The following is a 16,349-nucleotide window of genomic DNA, read 5'->3' as shown; positions in this document are numbered from 1 at the left end:
GTCTAGTCGTCTCCTGCTGTCGCGTGGATGTCGGGGCGGCCGCCCAGATAGTGCTGCACGAGCGCTTCGTTCTGCATGAGTTCATCGCGGCGGCCGCGCAGCGCGATCTCGCCGTTCACCAGCACGATCGCCGAATCCGCGAACTTCACCGCCATCGATGCGTTCTGTTCCACCAGCAGCACGCTCAAGCCCGTGCGGCGCAGCCGTTCGAGCGTCGCGTAGATCTCGCGGAACACGATGCGCGCCAGCCCGAGAGAAGGCTCGTCGAGCATCAGCAAACGCGGCCGGCCGAGCAGCGCGCGGGCGATCGCCAGCATCTGCTGCTGTCCGCCCGAGAGATTGCCGGCGGCTTCGTCGCGGCGCGTGGCGAGCAGCGGAAACAGGTCGAACACTTCGTCGAAGGCATGCCGTGAATTCGACGGCTCGTTGAGATTGTCGAAGGCCACTTGCAGGTTCTCGAACACCGTCATGCCGCCGAAGATGTCGCGCGTCTCCGGCACGTGCAGCACGCCGAGGCGCGCAATGCGGTCGGGCGAAAGCCCGGTCAGTTCGTCCACGCCGAACCGCACGCGGCCCGAACGCGGCCGCAGGCAGCCGGAAATGGCCTTGAGCAGCGTGGACTTGCCCGCGCCGTTCGGTCCCACGACCGCCAGCACCTCGCCCGGATTCACGCTGCAGCTGAACTGGTCGAGCACGAGCGAGCGGCCATAACCCACGCTCAGGTTCTCCACATGAAGCGCCGGCGCGACGGACGGCGGGGTGCGCTCGACGGCGGTATCCCGTATGTTCATTCATCGTCGCTCCCGAGATAGGACGCGATCACGTCCGGATTGCGCTGCACCTCGGCGGGCGTGCCCTCGGCGATCTTCCGGCCGAAGTTCAGCACGACGACCTTGTCGGACACGCTCATCACCATCGACATGTCGTGCTCGACCAGCAGCACCGTCACGCCTTCGTCGCGGATGCGCCGCACGTCGCGCACGAGCTGCGCCGTTTCCTTTTCGTTCATGCCGGCGGCCGGTTCGTCGAGCAGCGCGAAACGCGGCCGGCCCATCAAGGCGCGCGCCAGCTCCACGCGGCGTTGCGTGCCGTAGGGCAGGTCGGTGGCGATCTCGTCGGCGAGCGCGGTGAGGTCGAACATCGCGAGGACTTCGTCGGCGCGGCGGCGGCCGGCGGCGTCGCCGAGGTTCATCGGCAGAAAGCGGTGCAGCCAGCGCCGCCCCGACAACTGCCGGTAGCCGCCGACCGTCAGGTTCTCGCGCACGGTCAGCTTGTCGAACAGCCGCACAGTCTGGAACGTGCGCCGGATGCCGAGGCTCGCGACCTGATGCGGCCGGCGTCCGGCAATCGGCTGGCCGGCGAACAGCAGCGCGCCGCGTGTCGGCGCGAGCACGCCGGTGATGACGTTGATCATCGTCGTCTTGCCGGCGCCGTTCGGGCCGATCAGCGAGGTGATCGAATTCGGCTCGATGCGGAAGCTCACGTCCTCGATCGCATGGATGCCGCGAAATGCCTTCGATACGGCCTGGACTTCAAGCATCGTCGGCTCCTTGTCCGGTGACGGGCACGGGCAGGCGTTTCGCGGCGCGGCGCGGCGTCACGTTACGGCGCGGCTTGAACCAGCGGCCCAGCCGGTGGCGCGGCAGCAGGCCTTGCGGCATGTAGATGGTCATCAGCATGACGATCACGCCATACAGCGCGGGCGCCCATTTCTCCAGCGAGGTCACGACCTGCGGGATCGCGCTCAGCACGGCCGCGCCGAGCACCGCGCCCGCCGGCGTCAGCCCGCCGACGATCAGGAACATCAGCACGTCGGTGCTGCGCAGGAAGCCGAAGTTGGCCGGCGAGATGAAGCTGTAGAAATGCGCGAAGCAGCCGCCCGCCAGGCCGGCGAGCGCGCCGCCCAGCGCCAGCGCGGTGAATTGCAGCGCGGGCACGTTCAGACCGTGACACGCGGCCACCGTCGGGTCCGAGCCGACCGCGACCAGCGCCTTGCCGAAGCGCGACGCGAACAGCAGCCCCGACACCAGCGCCGCGGCCACGGCCAGCGCGAGGATCGGCACGGCGCCGAGATACGGGATGCCCGCGAGGCCCATCACGCCGCCGGTGGCCTCGTAGTGCGAGAAGAACAACTGGATCAGCTCGGCCGCCGCGAGTGTGGCGATGGCGAGATAGATGCCGCGGATGCGCAGCGTGAGCAGCGCGAAGGGCAGCGTGACGAGCGCGCCGGCGAGCGCGCCCATCGGGAGGGCGGCGGCCACGGGCCACCCGTGCGACACCGTCAGCCACGACGCGGTGTAGGCGCCGACCGCCATGAAGCCCGGCAGGCCGAGCGACCAGACGCCCGCCGCGAACGGGAAAAGCAGGCTGAGCGTGAGGAGCACGTTGATCGAGATCAGCGCCTGCACCGGCTCGGAAAGAAGAACGTCCAATTAGATCTCCCTCGATTCGACGCGCGCCCCGAAGATGCCGGACGGCTTGATCAGGAACACGGCGATCAGGAACAGCCAGATGAACGCCTCCGACCATCCCGGCGAGCCATACGCGGCGAACAGCACTTCGCAGACGCCGAGCAGCAGACCCGCGAGCATCGCGCCGCGCACGTCGCCCAGGCCGCCGATGATGATGATCGCCAGCGCCTTGATCGCGTAGGTATCGCCCATGAAGGGCGTGATCGATTCGAAGCGCATCGCGACCAGCAGGCCCGCGAGACCCGCCAGCCCCGACGACAGCAGGAACACGAGGATCACCGCGCGCTGCACGCCGACGCCGAGCAGCGCCGCCGCCGTGGGATTCAACGCGATCGCGCGGATGTTGCGGCCGAAGCGCGTGCGGCGGATCACGTAGAGCAGCGCGAGCATCAGCACGGCGGCGATGCCGAGACTCGCGAGTTGCATCCCCGACAGGATGACGTTGCCGATGGACCAGTCGGGCAGCGCGAGCTTCGCGGGAAACGGCTTCGAGAGCCCGCCCCAGCGATTCACCGCGATCACCTGCAGCACGATGCCGAACGACAGGCTCGCGACAAAGCCGCCGAGCGCGTGCTCGCGCGGGATCGGCCGGAACACCAGCAGATACAGCACGAGCCCGAGCAGCGCGGCGCCGATCAGCCCCAGCGCGAGCGCGACGAACGGCGGCACGCCCGCCTCGACCGCGCCGAGCACGATGAACGGCGCGGCCATGAATACATAGGCGTGCGCGAGATTGAGCATCCTGAGCACGCCGAACACCAGCGTGTAGCCAATGCCGATCAGCGTGTACACGCTGCCCAGCATCAGCCCGTTGACGATCTGTTGCGCGAGCATCGGGCGGTTCCTCGTGATGACTGCGGCGCGGCGGCCGGGCTTACTGCCGTTCCCACTTGCCGTTGTGCGTGCGATAAACCATCGTGTCCTTCAGCGCATCGCCTTCCGGACCCATGGTGATCGTGTTGCCGAGGCCCTTGTAGTCCTTCACCGCGCTCAGATAGTTGCGCAAGCCCTCGCGCACGTGCTTCGGATCGGAAGCGGGCGTGCCCTTCAGCGAGCGCAGGCCGTCGGCGAGCACATAGATGCTTTCATATGCGCTGGCATCGATATAGGTCGGCGAGGTGTACTGGCCCGGCAACTGTTTCTCGACGCGCGACTTGAACTCGTTCACGAACGCGACCACCTTCGGGTCCTTGATCTCCGGATCGAACGGCTGGCCCGCCCACAGATCGACGCCCGCCGCGGCGGTCGCCGTCGACGTGGTGATGAAGCCCTGGCCCGCGAACATCGGCGCGGCGAGTTTCTGGCGGTTCGCCTCGCGCAGGAAGCCCTGGCTCGGCTCCTGGTTCATCTGGATCAGCACGAGATCCGGATTCAGGCTCTTCACGCGCGTGACGTAGACGCTGAAGTCGCTGGTGTCGGCGGGCACGTCGATATTCGCGCCCTTGTTGATCAGCGTGAGGCCGTTCTTCTCGGCAATCGGCGGAATCACCGTGTTGGCGAGGAACTGCGAATACGCGTCACGCGGATCCACGACGATCGCGACCGTCTTCGCGTTCGGATGCGCCTTGCGCATTTTCTCGACGACGTTGGTCATCGTCACCGAATCGATCGCGGAGATGCGGAAGGTCCACGGGCGGTTCTGCGCGGTGAGTCCGGGCGCGCTCGATCCCGGCGAGATGGTCGGCAGCGCCGCGCGGTTGGCCGCCGGGAACGCGGTGCGGCATTGCGAGGTCTGGATCGGCCCGAGCATGGCGACGACCTTCTCGCGCTCCAAAGTGCGCGTGACGATCACCGCCTGTTCCGGGCTGCTGCGGTTGTCCTCGATCACCAGCTTGAGCGGCGCGCCGTTCACGCCGCCTGCGCGGTTGATTTCATCGATGGCGATCTGCGCCGCAATCAGCATGTGCGTGCCGTAGCCGGTCGCGACGCCGGTGCGCTCGACGTTCACGCCGAGCGGGATGCTCTCCTGCGCCATCGCGGGCGCAGCGCTGTACAGGGCCGTGGCGAGCACCACGGCCAGGAAGTGTCTCCTGCTCCTCATTCTTCAGTCCTTCGATATGGGTTGAAGGTCGTGATCGACTGCGGTTTCCTTGCACAGCGGTGGTGGTGTCGGGTGGTGCTCCTCGTTCGGGTGTTCGGGTGTTTGTGATCAGCGTGCGGCGGGTTCGACGCTGCGCGCATGAACCATCGCCATCGCCATGGCGGCGAGCTTTTCGCCGATCTGTTCGGGCGTGTCGCGGCCCTCTTCGGAATACCATCGATGCGTCCAGCTGACCATTCCGGTTATCGCCAATGCGGTGACGCTGGCATCGTCGATATCGAAGTCGCCGCTGTGCATGCCTTCTTCCAGCAGCGCGCGCAAGCCCTGGTCGAACTGGTTCTTGGCGGCATTGATCTCCGCCAGCTTCGCCGAAGGCAAGTAAGGCTCGTGGTGAAAGAAACTGCGCGTGACGGGCGAGTGCGCGAGGTTCAGCGAGGTGAAGCCTTTCACGAACATGCGCAGTTTGTCCGTGGGCGAGCCCGCGTGGGCGGCCGCCTGATCCACCGTGCGGATGGATTGGGCGACGGTCGCACCATATTGCTCGATGGCCGCGCTGTTGGCCTGGATCAGGCTGGCCCATTCGCCGTCGAGGAACAGCAGCGGATGGTCGCCCGGATTGACCCGCAGCGCGCGCACGTCGCCGATCAGCAGCAGGTGCGTGCCGATCTCCACCGCTGATTCGATCACGCAGTCGAACGAGGCGGCGGCGTCGTGCAGGACCGGTGCACCGGTGTCGAGCACGCCCCAGTCGCCGTGTTCGAAGCGCGCTTCGCCGCGCGTCTTGCTGCTCGCGAAGCGGCTCGCGATGGCGTCCTGGTCGTAGCGCAGCACGTTCACCGCGAACGCTCCTGCGCCGAGGATGAAGGGCAGCGCGCTCGCGCTCTGGTTCACGGCGATGGCAAGACGCGGCGGTTCGGCGCAGACCGACATCGCGGCGGTCGCCGTCAGTCCGTTGCGCGCGCCTTCGTGCGTCGCCGTGATGACCGTGACGGCGGCCGCGAGTTGCCGCATGCCCTGGCGATAATGTGCTTCGCTGACGGCCATGATGTCTCCCTCTACGCTTCGGCCAGCGCCCGTTGCTTCTTCAGGCGCGGCAACACATGCTCCGCGAACGTGCGCATGTTGTTCTTCGCCAGGTCGAAGGGCATGCCGCCGTAGCTGAAGATGCCGAGGACGGCATCGGCGTCGACCATGTCGACATACTCCATCAGCTTGTCGTGCACCTGGTCCGGCGTGCCGCGCACTTGCAGATTGGCGAGGAATTCCACGAACTTGTCGATGCCGTGCTTGTTGATGTTGTTCGCGAGCGCGGCGTAGTACTCGTAGCCCTTGATGTCGGCGAGGCCTTCGTTGTGGAACTCGTAGTGTTCGAGCGCCGAGCGGCTGTAGCGCAACACGTACTTCTGATACATCTCGTTGGCCATCGCCTCGTCTTCATGGCAGGCAATCCAGCACGCGATGATCGGCTTGGGCGGCTCGCAGTTGTTGATTTCGCGATAGATCTCGCGATACATCTCCAGCTCCGCGACGGTCTTCTCCCACGGCTTCTGCGCGATCACGAGCAGCCCGATGCCCAGCTTCGCCATGATGCGCGCCGACTCCGGCGATACCGCCGCCGCATAGGTGCGGCCCCGGAAGCTGCGCAGCGGCGCGGGGCGGATCTGCACGCGCGGTTGCTGGTAGGCGGGCGAGTCGCTTTCCAGATAGCCGGATTCGAGGCTGTTCAGGATGGCGTCCGCATAGGCGACGAAGCGTTCGCGCGATTCGCCCATCGGCACGCGGAAGCCTTCGAACTCGATGCGCCCGAGACCGCGCCCGACGCCCAGGATGGCGCGCCCGTTCGACATGTGCTCCAGCACCGCGACCTCTTCCGCGACGCGGATGGGATCGTGCCACGGCAGCACGTTGACCATCGAGCCGAGCTTCACGCGCTTCGTGCGGCCCGCCATGTAGGTCAGGAACTGCGTGACGTTGGGGCACATCGTGTAGCCGTTGAAGTGATGCTCGGCGGCCCAGATGGAATCGAAACCCAGCGGCTCGGCGAGATCCGCCATCGAGAGCTCGTGCTGGTAGATCTCCTCGTCCGTATGCCCGACGCCGAGATTCTGAAAGATCGTCGTCATTCCCACGTGCATGTGCTGCCTCCCTGTCGTCGGCGCCGCCGGTTGATTTCGTCAGAAATCCGCTTGTGAATTTTTACATTCCGATCAGTATCAAAAATGCTGAGTGGAATGTCAATGATCTTTTCAGAATGGAAAGCTAGGGGTTTCCCGCGTATGGGGAGTCGGTCTGACGAGGAGGGAGAGGTGCGGCGTGTCGCGCGAACGGCGACGAGAGGAAGGCGCCCGGCGGCCAGAAAAGCCGCGCGGGCGGGGGCAGCGTCAGCCCAATGCGATCACGGCGATTTCAACCAGCAAGGTCGGCGACGCGAGTTGCGCCTGCACCGTCGCGCGGGCGGGCGCGCAGCCTTCCGGCACCCATGCGTCCCACACTTCGTTCATGCCGGCGAAGTCGCGCGCGATGTCCGAGAGCCAGATTTGCGCCGACACGAGCCGCGTCTTGTCGATGCCGGCCTTTTCCAGGAAGCCGTCGATCTTCTCGAGCACTTTCGCTGTTTGCAGCTTGATGTCGGGCGTGGGATCGGCGGATGTCTGGCCGCCGACGAACACGAGACCCGCCGCCTTCACGACGCGGCTCATGCGCTGATTGGTGTCGATGCGAACGATATCGCTCATGCGTTGTTCTCCAATGGGGTGAGTGAAACGAAGCCGCCGCCCGCGCAACATCGCGGGCGCGTGGCACAGGAAAGGCCGATCAGTGAACCGAGGCGCCGCGTCCGAAGCGGTCGATGGCGAACGCATCGAGCGACAGCGAAGGCGCGCCGTCGAGCATCAGTTCGGACACGAGCTTGCCGCAGCCGGGCCCGAGCTGGAAGCCGCTGCCGCAGTAGCCGAACGAGTAGTAGAGGTTGGTGGCCGCGCGGCTCGCGGAGATCACGGGCAAGTCGTCCTGGATGAAGGCTTCGACGCCGGCCCACGCGCGATTGACGCCGAGATGCTTCAGATGCGGAAACAGGTCGGTGACGGTGCGGGCGCTCTTCACGAGCCGCACGAAGTCCACTTCGCCATGACGGTTCGGCAGATCCGCAATGCCGATCAGCTTGCCGCCGATCACCACCGTGCCGTTATCGAACTGCTTGAACGACAGCGGCCGGCCGGTGCCGAGCAGCGTCGAACGGCAGAACGGCGCGACGCGCTGCGTCACCATCAGCATCAAGCCTTCGGGCCGCACCGGCACCGTTTCGCCGACTTGCTGCGCGAGTGCTCCGGACCACGCGCCTGCGCTCACGAGCAGCTTCTCCGCGCTGAACACGCCTCGCGGCGTCTGCGCGATCCAGCGGTTGCCACGCTGTTCGATGCGCTTCACCGGCATGCCTTCCAGAAAGCGCGTACCGAGCCGCTGTGCGGCGCGCCGGAAAGCGTTGGTCGTGCGGAAGGGCAGCGCATAGCCGTCGCGCTCGGCCCAGATGCCGCCGGTCACATGCGGCGCGATCGCCGGTTCGAGTTCGAGCACGGTCTTGCGGTCCACGAGTTTCTCGTGCGTGAAGCCCTGCGCTTCGAGCAGCGCGACGCGCTGACGGCAGGCTTCGAGATCGTCCTCGGATTCGGCGATCTTCAACTGGCCCGATGCCACGAAGCCGCCGTTCTCGCCGATCAGATCCGTCATGCCGTGCCATATCTCGCGCGACATCAGCGCGAGCGGAATCTCCGGCAGCGGCCGCCCGAGCGTGCGCACGCCGCCGGCATTGACGCCCGACGAATGGCGCGCGACGTAATCGGCTTCGAGCACGATGACCTTCGCGCCGCGCCGGGCCATGTGGAACGCGCTGCTCGTGCCGTGCAGCCCGCCGCCGATGACCAGCACATCGGCTTCCGTCATCGCGTTGGCGTCATTCACCGGCGAGTTCCCCGAGCGTGAGCGGCTTGATCGGCGGACGGATGCGGTAATAGCCGACTTCGGCGGGCGACACGCGGCGCGCATCCGCGATGACTTCCGTCACGGTCAGCCCGCACATGCGGCCTTGGCACGGCCCCATGCCGCAGCGTCCGAACGACTTCGCCTGATTCGGTCCGACGCAGCCCAGTTCGACGAACTCGCGCAGCTGGCCCGCCGTGACTTCCTCGCAGCGGCACACGACGGTTTCGTCGCGCGGGATGCGGTTGATGTCGCGCGGACGATAGAGGCTGTCGAGGAACGGCCGGATGCGCATCACGCCCGCGAGCGCGCGGCGCAGCGGGGCGGCTTCCGCATCGCGCCGGACGACATCGAGCGCGCCAAGCTGCGCGGCCGCGCCGAGCGCCGCCAGCGTGCCCTGCAAGGCCGCCGCCTGCGCGCCGCCGATGCCCGCGCCATCGCCTGCGATGAAGATGCCGGGCACATCCAGCTCGCCCCACGCATCGGTCTTCGGCGTGAAGCACAGTTGCGCATCGTCCCAGCGATGGGTCGCGCGCAGTGCATGCGTGAACTGCGTGTTCGGCACGACGCCCTGATGCAGCAGGATCACGTCCGCCTCGATGCGATGCGCAACGCCCTGCGTCGTGAAGCGCAGCGCAGCCGCGCGTTCGACCCCGTCCGCACCGACGGCGGATTCGACACGCAAGTCGTCGGCGGCTTCGAAGATCGGCACGCCTGCTTCGCGCAGCGTGCGGATCAGCTGCAATCCCTTCGACAGGAAAGGCCACGCGCGCAGCGCCGACAACATGTGCTTCTTCGCGCGCCAGCGGTCTTCGTGGCGCGTCGTGTCGACCAGCGCGCGGATCGGCACGCCGGCGCGCACGTATTGCCAGCCGAGCAGATACAGGAGCGGCCCGCAGCCCGCCAGCACCGGCGGCGCGGCGGGCACTTCGCCCGCGCTCTTCAGCAGGATCTGCGCGGCGCCCGCGCTCAGCACGCCGGGCAGCGTCCAGCCGGGAATCGGAAACGGACGCTCCAGCGCGCCGCTCGCGAGGACCACGCGCTGCGCCTCGAACGAGCCGATCTTGCCGTCCTTCAGATAATGGACGCCGTGCTCGCGCGTGACCTGCCAGACGCTGGCTTGCGTCACGTGCCGCGCGCCGGACGCGGCGAACGCCTGCGCGATCGCCGTTCCTGCCGCGTAGTCGGGGCCGAGGATCTGCTTGCGGCGCGCATCGGCCTTCCCGATCGCGCGATAGATCTGTCCGCCCACGGCGTCCTGCTCGTCGATCAGCACGGTCGACAAGCCAGCCCGTGCGGCGCGTGTCGCGGCGCTCATGCCGGCAGGACCGGCGCCGATCACGACGACATCGACGGCTTCGGAAGTGAAATCAGCGGCCATGGACGTTCTCCAGCGAAGTATCGAGCGCAACGGCAGGCGGCAGATCGCGCGCGCCTTCCTGCGAGCGCACCCGCATGCCGGCGCGCACTTCCACCATGCAGCTCTGGCGGCTCGGCACGCCGTCGATCTCGACGAGGCATTCGAAGCACGCGCCCATCATGCAGAACGGCGCACGCGGCGCGCCGGAAACCGGCGTGGCCCGGAACCGCGAGACGCCCGCCGCGAGCAGCGCCGCCGCGACCGAACAACCGGCGGGCACGGTGAGCGGCTGATCGTTGAAGGAGATGTCGAGCGTGGCGCCGGCCTCGCCATCGAGAGGCTTGAAGAGTGGGGGATGCGTGTGGACTGTCATGTCGAACTCAATGTGCGGGAGTCAGTTCTTGGGCATGCTCGAAGCGGCGCGCGGAGAAGGTGGGCAGTTCATCCGGGATCGGCGCGCCGGTGATCCACGGCGCGACGCGCATCGCATGCGCGGCGGCCAGCGTCACGCCGCTATGGCAGGTGACGACGAACGCGCCCGGATGCGCCTCCGACTGGTCGTACACCGGAAAGCCGTCGGGGCTGTAGACGCGCAGCGCGGCCCACATGCGCACGAGCCGCACGTGCTGCAGCATCGGGAATGCGCGCACGCCGCGACGGGCGATGTCCGACAGCACGGACGTCGTCGTGAAGTCGTTGAAGCCGACTTCCTCCATCGAATCGCCGAACTGCACGCTGCCTTCGTCGGTCTGGCGCACGTTGAGCGTCGGATAGTCGAGGAACGGCGCGACGCGTTCGCTCACCAGCACCTGGCCGCGATTCGGCGCGACCGGCGCATTCAGCCCGACGAACGGCGCAAGCGTCCGGTTGCCAAGCCCGGCCGCGAGCACCACGCGCGCCGCGCGATGAGTCCCGCGCCGGCCCTGCACGGTGAAGCCGCCGCGCTCCGGCACGATGCGCTCCACGCGCTCGCCGGAAACGAGCTGCACGCCGCGCGCCTGCATCGCTCCGTGCAGGCCGCGCAACAGCTTGAGCGGGTTCACGTGGCCGTCCATCGGCGTATAGCTCGCGCCGATCACCGCCGGGCCGATCTGCGGAATGCGCGCGCGCACCTCGGCGGCGTCGAGCATCTGGTACGGGTAGTCGCCGAGTTCGGCTTGCAGCGTCGAGAGACGCTTCTCGCGTTCGGCGAGTTCGGCGTCGTCGAAACAGAAGTGGAAGCCGCCGGGCTGGCGCAGCGCGACATCCACGCCGGTTTCCGCCCGCAGCGCCGCGGCGAAGTCCGGCCAGCGCAGCGCCGAACTGCGCGACCAGCGCGCGTATGGCGACAGGCCGTAGCCCTTGCCCTGGATCCACACGAGGCCGAAGTTGCCGCGCGACGCCCGCAGGCCGCCGTCGTCTTCGTCGAGCACGGTGACGCGCGCGCCTTCGCGGGCGAGTCCGTAGGCCACGGCTGAGCCGACCAGCCCGCCGCCGAGAACCAGGACGTCGGGGCTGGCGGTGGAAGAAAGAGTCATCGGGCTTCTCCGATCAGGATTCGGTCCAGTCCGACCATGCGGTCGAGCAGGATCATCAGCAGGACCGTGCCGACGATCAGCACCGCCGACACGGAGGCCACCAGCGGATCGATGGTCTGCGCGATCTGGTTGTACATGGCGACGGGCAGCGTCGTGGTGCCGGGCGTCGCGACGAAGATGGTCATGGTCAGCTCGTCGAAACTCTGGATGAACGACAGCACCCAGCCGCCCGCGACGCCGGTGCGGATCATCGGCAGCACGACGCGCCGGAACGCGGTGAAGCGGCTTGCGCCACAGGACAAGGCGGCGCGTTCCGCGTCGCGGTCGAGGCCGACGGCCGCGGACAGCGCGAGCCGCAGCGCATACGGCAGCACGATGATCACGTGCGCCGCGACCAGCGACCAGAACGATCCCGACAGATGCAGCAGCGACAGGAAGCGCAGGAACGCGATGCCGAGCACGACGGCCGGGATCATCATCGGCGAGAGGAAGAAGCTCGTGAGCGCCGCGCGCCCCGGAAAGCGATAACGCGCGATGGCCAGCGCCGCGGGCACCGCCAGCAGCACGCCGATGCTGGCCGCCGCGAACGCGAGCCGCACCGAGAGCCAGAACGCCGAGACGATGTCGCCGTTCTCGATGATCGCGCGGAACCAGCGCAGCGAGGCGCCGTCGAAGGGCATCGAGATGAAGCCCTTGTCGGTGAACGCGACGAGCATCACCACGACGAGCGGGGCGGCGATGAAGGTCAGGAACAGCGCGTTGAAGGTGAGGCCGAGCCAGCCGTTTTCTTTCATGACGGGAGTCCTCCGCTCAGTCGAAGATGTGCTTGAAGCGGCGTTCCGCGAGCCGGCTGCAACCCATCACGATCGCCACGTTGGCGATCAGCAGCAGCACCGCGATGCTCGCGCCGAGCGGCCAGTTGAGCGTGCCGAGGAACTCGTCGTAGGCGGCGGTCGCGACCACTTTCAGACGCCGTCCGCCGATCAGCGCAGGCGTGGCGAACGCCGAGGCCGACAGCGCGAACACGATGATCGACCCGGACAGCACGCCGGGCATGATCTGCGGCAGCACCACGCGGCGGAACACCTTGAACGGCGAGCCGCCGAGCGAGCGGCCGGCCCACTCCACTTGCGGATCGAGCTTCTGCATCGTGGCCCAGACCGACATCACCATGAACGGCACCAGCACATGCGTGAGCGCGATGATGACGCCGGTCATCGTGAAGACGAGGCGAATGGGCTCGTCGGTGATGTGCAGCGCCTGGAGCACGTTGTTCAGCACGCCGTTGTTGCCGAGCAGGATCTGCCAGCCGAGCGTGCGCACGACCACCGAGATCAGCAGCGGCCCGAGCACGATCAGCAGGCAGACGGATTGCCAGGGCCGCTTCATGCGCGCCAGCACGATGGTTTCCGGCACGCCCAGCACGATGGACAACAGCGTCACCGCGAACGCGAGGCCGGCCGTGCGCAGGAAGATGGTGCCGTAGTACGGGTCGCTGACCACTTCCCAGTAGTTGCCGAGCGTGTAGGCGGGCGTGACGCCGGCCGTATCGCTGAAGACGCGGAACGACAGCAGCAACGTGAGCAGCAGCGGCACCAGCAGCAGGCCGGTGAACAGCAGCAGCGCGGGCCCGGACAGCAGCCACGGCGCCGCGCCGGGGCGGGCGTCTTCAAGCGTGGCCATGCGCGTTCTCCCGCAGTTCCTGCGTGAGCACGCGCAGGTCGTCGTCGGTCCAGTCGAGGCCGACTTCGTCGCCTTCCTCGGGCGGCGGCGCGCCATGGTTCGGCTGCGCGACACGCAGCTTGCCGAGCCCGGTCTCCACTTCCAGCAGCCACTGGTTGCCGACGAACACGCGCGTCGCAATGCGGCCGCGCAAGCGTGCTTCGCCGTTGCTGCCGTTGGCGAGATGGACCTTCTCAGGACGGATATAGACGTTCACCGCGCCATCGACGGCGCGGCCTTCGTGCGGCACGTGCAGCGTCGTGCCCGCGACATCGACGATCGCGCAACGCGGATTGCGTTGCAGCACTTCGCCTGCGAATGCGTTGGTGCGGCCGAGGAACGTGGACGCGAACGGCGTGGCGGGCCGCTCGTAGGCGTCGTAAGGCGTGGACAGCTGCGCAATCGTCCCGCGATGCATCACCGCGATGCGGTCGCTCATCGTCATGGCCTCGACCTGATCGTGCGTGACGAGAATGGTCGTGATGCCGAGACGCTTCTGGATCGCCCGCAGTTCGATGTGCATCTCTTCGCGCAGCTTGGCGTCGAGGTTGGACATCGGTTCGTCGAGCAGGAGCAGTTGGGGCTGCATCGCGATGGCGCGCGCAATCGCCACGCGCTGCCGCTGCCCGCCCGAGAGCTCCTTCGGATAGCGATGCCCGAGGCCGTTCAGACGCACCAGCGCGAGCGCTTCGGCCACGCGTTCATCGCGTTCCTTGCGCTTCACCTTGCGCATCTCCAGACCGAAGCCGACATTGCCGGCCACCGTCATGTGCGGGAACAGCGCATAGCTTTGAAACACCACGCCGAGGCCGCGTTTCTCCGGGCGTTCGTGGGTGATGTCGCGGCCATCGAGCAGGATGCGGCCGGTGGTCGGCGTGACGAAGCCGGCCACCATTTGCAACGTCGTGGTCTTGCCGCAGCCCGACGGGCCGAGCAGGGACAGCAGTTCGCCACGCTCGACCGAGAGATCGAGCTGTTCGATCGCCGTGAAATCGCCGTAGCGTTTCGAAATGCCTTGCAGTGTCAGAAAGGCCATGTGCCTCGCTCCTTCGTCACGTCAACGGATCGCGTGTGCGGCTCAGCGCTCGACCGAACGGTTCCAGCGCTCGGTCCATTCGGTGCGATGCTGGTTGATCGTGGTCCAGTCCATCGCGGTCAGCTTCGCGATCTGATCGGGACCGTAGGGCACGCGCGCGGCGACTTCAGGCGTGAGCTTCACCGTCTTGTTGACCGGACCCAGGCCGATGTTCTGCGCCTGGAGCATCTGGACTTCGGGCGTCAGCAGGTATTGCACGAACTGCTGCGACAGCTGCGGCTGGGCGTTCTCCGCAATGGCGCACGCGGCCACCTGCAAGGCCACCGCGCCTTCCTTCGGGTAGATGAACTTGAGCGGGAAGCCGGTGTTCTGCAACGCGACGGCGCGGCCGCTGCCATACGGCGCGAGGATCACGTCGCCGGACTGCATCTGGCCGTCCATCTCGCCGGGCGTCGGCGCCCACGAGAGGACATTCGGCGCGACCTGCTTCGTCATCTCGGTGAAGCCGGGATCGATGTTCTTCTCGCCGCCGCCCGACAGGCGCGCCAGCATCACGAGCGTATGCAGGCCGTAGGTGTTGGTGATCGGCGGGACGCCGAGCTTGCCCTTGATGCGCTTGTCGGTGAGCACCTTCCACGAATCCGGCGGCGGCAGGCCGGCCTTCTTGAAGGCTTCCTCGTTGTAGCCGATGCCCGTCGCCACCATGCCGACGCCCACCGCCGTCGGGCCGAGCTTCGCGAGCGGATACACGTCCTGCATGATCGGCGCGTCATCGAGCTTCGCGCACAGGTTCATCTGCATGGCCTGATACATGGGGCCGTCGTCCATCACGGCGACGTTGATCTGCTGATGACCCTTCTGCGCCTGGAGTTTGGCGAGCGTGTCGCTGGAATTGCCCGCGACGTAGACGATCTTGACGTTGTGTGCCTTCTCGAAGGGCGGAATGATTTTCTGCCGGTAGAGCTGCTCGTTCGAGCCGCCGACATTGGCGACATAGAGCGTGGTTTCGGCGTGGGCAAGGAGCGGCGCAGCCAGCGCGCCGGTGATCGAGACGCCCGCGAAAGCGGTGCGGGACAGGACGGACAGACGGCGATGCAGCGCGCTTCTCATGACGACGATCTCCAGATCCGGTATGTGGGGGAGCGGGCTGTTGCGCCCGTCGCTGAAAATCAGTGTCGCGCCGTCAAACCATATCGTCCAATACGAATAAAATAGCTATCCATGCAGGAATGATATGGACTCGGCTTAACGAGAACAGGGAAAACACGGGGAGAAACCCACGATGAACCTGAAGCACATCGAGGCATTCCGGGCGGTCATGGTGTCCGGTTCGATGACCGCGGCAGCCAAGGCGCTGTTCACGTCGCAACCGAATGTGAGCCGCCTGATCTCGCAACTGGAACGCGAAACCGGCCTGCAATTGTTCCAGCGCAGCGGCGTGCGGCTGATCCCGACCAGCGAGGGCACCGCGTTCTTCCGTGAAGTGGAGCGGGCGTTCGTCGGCTTGCAGGGACTCGCCAACGCGGCCGCGCAAATCCGCAATCTCGGCAGCGGCCGTCTGCGCATCGCGGCGATGCCCTCGGCGGGCATCACGCTCGTGCCGCATGCGATCAAGCGCTTCGTCGAACGCTTTCCGGAAGTGACCGTCTCGCTGCACGTGAACACGTCGGGCACGGTGAACCACTGGACGGCGTCGCAGTTCTGCGATCTCGGCGTGGCCGTGTATGTGAGCGAGGCGTCGGACTGTGAAGTGGAGCAGTTATCGAGCGTTTCGGCCGTGTGCGTGATGCCCGCGCAGCACAGGCTCGCGAGCAAGCGCGTGATCCGGCCGGAGGACCTGGAAGGCGAGTCCTTCATCTCGCTGTGTCACGGCGACGGCACGCGCGCGCTCATGGACGAAGTGTTCCAGCGCGCGGGCGTCAAGCGCGTGCTGGCCATCGAGGCGCAGTACACGGCCATGTGCTGCGAAATGGTGCGGCATGGGATGGGCGTGACGCTCGCGCATCCGATCGTCGCGCGGGACTACCGGGGGCCGGAGATCGCGATTCGTCCGTTCCTGCCGGACACGCGTTTTCCCACGTATTTGCTGTTTCCGCCGCATCGGCCGCGCGAACGGCTTGCGTCGGCGTTCGTGGACGTGCTGCGCGAACTGCACGAGGAACTGCTGGAGGATGTGGTGGAGCCGCCGCCACGGCGGGCGCGGCGCGCGGTGGCGGCCGGCCGCTGA

The 16,349-nt window shown here is 67.0% G+C and carries 17 protein-coding genes; 1 reads left to right on the top strand and 16 read right to left on the bottom strand.

The annotated features are described in order from the left end of the window. Positions 1-2: 2 nt before the first annotated feature. The 16 genes from QCE64_RS19280 to QCE64_RS19205 all read right to left on the bottom strand — a co-directional run bounded on the left by QCE64_RS19280 (position 3) and on the right by QCE64_RS19205 (position 15,232). Positions 3-791 carry an ABC transporter ATP-binding protein gene (locus QCE64_RS19280; protein WP_310005567.1) on the bottom strand — a complete coding sequence of 263 codons (789 nt, stop codon included), beginning with the start codon at positions 789-791 and terminating at the stop codon, positions 3-5. Beyond that, positions 788-1,540: an ABC transporter ATP-binding protein gene (locus QCE64_RS19275; RefSeq protein WP_309920631.1), complete on the bottom strand. Its 753-nt coding sequence runs from the start codon at positions 1,538-1,540 to the stop codon at positions 788-790. The genes QCE64_RS19280 and QCE64_RS19275 overlap by 4 nt, the downstream gene beginning before the upstream one ends. Further along, positions 1,533-2,432, bottom strand: coding sequence for a branched-chain amino acid ABC transporter permease (locus tag QCE64_RS19270; RefSeq protein ID WP_309920632.1), 900 nt, complete (start codon positions 2,430-2,432; stop codon positions 1,533-1,535). The genes QCE64_RS19275 and QCE64_RS19270 overlap by 8 nt, the downstream gene beginning before the upstream one ends. Further along, positions 2,433-3,305: a branched-chain amino acid ABC transporter permease gene (locus QCE64_RS19265; RefSeq protein WP_309904147.1), complete on the bottom strand. Its 873-nt coding sequence runs from the start codon at positions 3,303-3,305 to the stop codon at positions 2,433-2,435. It lies immediately after the preceding gene. A 40-nt stretch (positions 3,306-3,345) separates the two neighbouring features. Further along, entirely contained in the window at positions 3,346-4,512 is a 1,167-nt protein-coding gene (locus QCE64_RS19260) for an ABC transporter substrate-binding protein (protein WP_310005566.1), read from the bottom strand. 108 nt (positions 4,513-4,620) lie between these two features. Beyond that, positions 4,621-5,556, bottom strand: a complete 936-nt coding sequence (locus QCE64_RS19255) for a flavin reductase (protein ID WP_310005564.1) — start codon at positions 5,554-5,556, stop codon at positions 4,621-4,623. Between the two features lie 11 nt (positions 5,557-5,567). Next, positions 5,568-6,635 (bottom strand): LLM class flavin-dependent oxidoreductase, encoded by a 1,068-nt coding sequence (locus tag QCE64_RS19250; protein WP_310005562.1) that lies wholly within the window; start codon positions 6,633-6,635, stop codon positions 5,568-5,570. Between the two features lie 258 nt (positions 6,636-6,893). Next, complete coding sequence (locus QCE64_RS19245; protein WP_309812575.1) at positions 6,894-7,247, bottom strand: RidA family protein; 354 nt, start codon at positions 7,245-7,247, stop codon at positions 6,894-6,896. A 79-nt stretch (positions 7,248-7,326) separates the two neighbouring features. Beyond that, positions 7,327-8,451: an FAD-binding oxidoreductase gene (locus QCE64_RS19240; RefSeq protein ID WP_310005836.1), complete on the bottom strand. Its 1,125-nt coding sequence runs from the start codon at positions 8,449-8,451 to the stop codon at positions 7,327-7,329. A 10-nt stretch (positions 8,452-8,461) separates the two neighbouring features. Beyond that, a complete protein-coding gene (locus QCE64_RS19235) occupies positions 8,462-9,868 on the bottom strand; it encodes an FAD-dependent oxidoreductase (RefSeq protein WP_309920644.1) in 1,407 nt (468 codons plus the stop codon). Further along, positions 9,858-10,220: a (2Fe-2S)-binding protein gene (locus QCE64_RS19230; protein ID WP_309920647.1), complete on the bottom strand. Its 363-nt coding sequence runs from the start codon at positions 10,218-10,220 to the stop codon at positions 9,858-9,860. The genes QCE64_RS19235 and QCE64_RS19230 overlap by 11 nt, the downstream gene beginning before the upstream one ends. 7 nt (positions 10,221-10,227) lie before the next feature. Next, positions 10,228-11,364: an FAD-dependent oxidoreductase gene (locus QCE64_RS19225; protein ID WP_309920650.1), complete on the bottom strand. Its 1,137-nt coding sequence runs from the start codon at positions 11,362-11,364 to the stop codon at positions 10,228-10,230. After that, positions 11,361-12,158 carry an ABC transporter permease gene (locus QCE64_RS19220; RefSeq protein WP_309834186.1) on the bottom strand — a complete coding sequence of 266 codons (798 nt, stop codon included), beginning with the start codon at positions 12,156-12,158 and terminating at the stop codon, positions 11,361-11,363. Before QCE64_RS19220 ends, QCE64_RS19225 begins: the two co-directional genes overlap by 4 nt. A gap of 16 nt (positions 12,159-12,174) precedes the next feature. Further along, positions 12,175-13,047: an ABC transporter permease gene (locus QCE64_RS19215; RefSeq protein WP_309812592.1), complete on the bottom strand. Its 873-nt coding sequence runs from the start codon at positions 13,045-13,047 to the stop codon at positions 12,175-12,177. Beyond that, a complete protein-coding gene (locus QCE64_RS19210; RefSeq protein ID WP_309920654.1) occupies positions 13,034-14,122 on the bottom strand; it encodes an ABC transporter ATP-binding protein in 1,089 nt (362 codons plus the stop codon). The genes QCE64_RS19215 and QCE64_RS19210 overlap by 14 nt, the downstream gene beginning before the upstream one ends. A gap of 42 nt (positions 14,123-14,164) precedes the next feature. Continuing rightward, on the bottom strand, positions 14,165-15,232 hold the full coding sequence (locus QCE64_RS19205; protein WP_309920657.1) for an ABC transporter substrate-binding protein: 1,068 nt from the start codon (positions 15,230-15,232) through the stop codon (positions 14,165-14,167). A 172-nt stretch (positions 15,233-15,404) separates the two neighbouring features. Between QCE64_RS19205 and QCE64_RS19200 the strand changes: the two genes are divergently transcribed. Next, on the top strand, positions 15,405-16,349 hold the full coding sequence (locus QCE64_RS19200) for a LysR substrate-binding domain-containing protein (RefSeq protein ID WP_309932034.1): 945 nt from the start codon (positions 15,405-15,407) through the stop codon (positions 16,347-16,349).

Source organism: Caballeronia sp. LZ043 (assembly GCF_031451075.1).
Taxonomy (GTDB): Bacteria; Pseudomonadota; Gammaproteobacteria; order Burkholderiales; family Burkholderiaceae; genus Caballeronia.
Note: the sequence above shows the minus strand (reverse complement) of the source record. Positions and strands in the feature narration are given on the sequence as shown.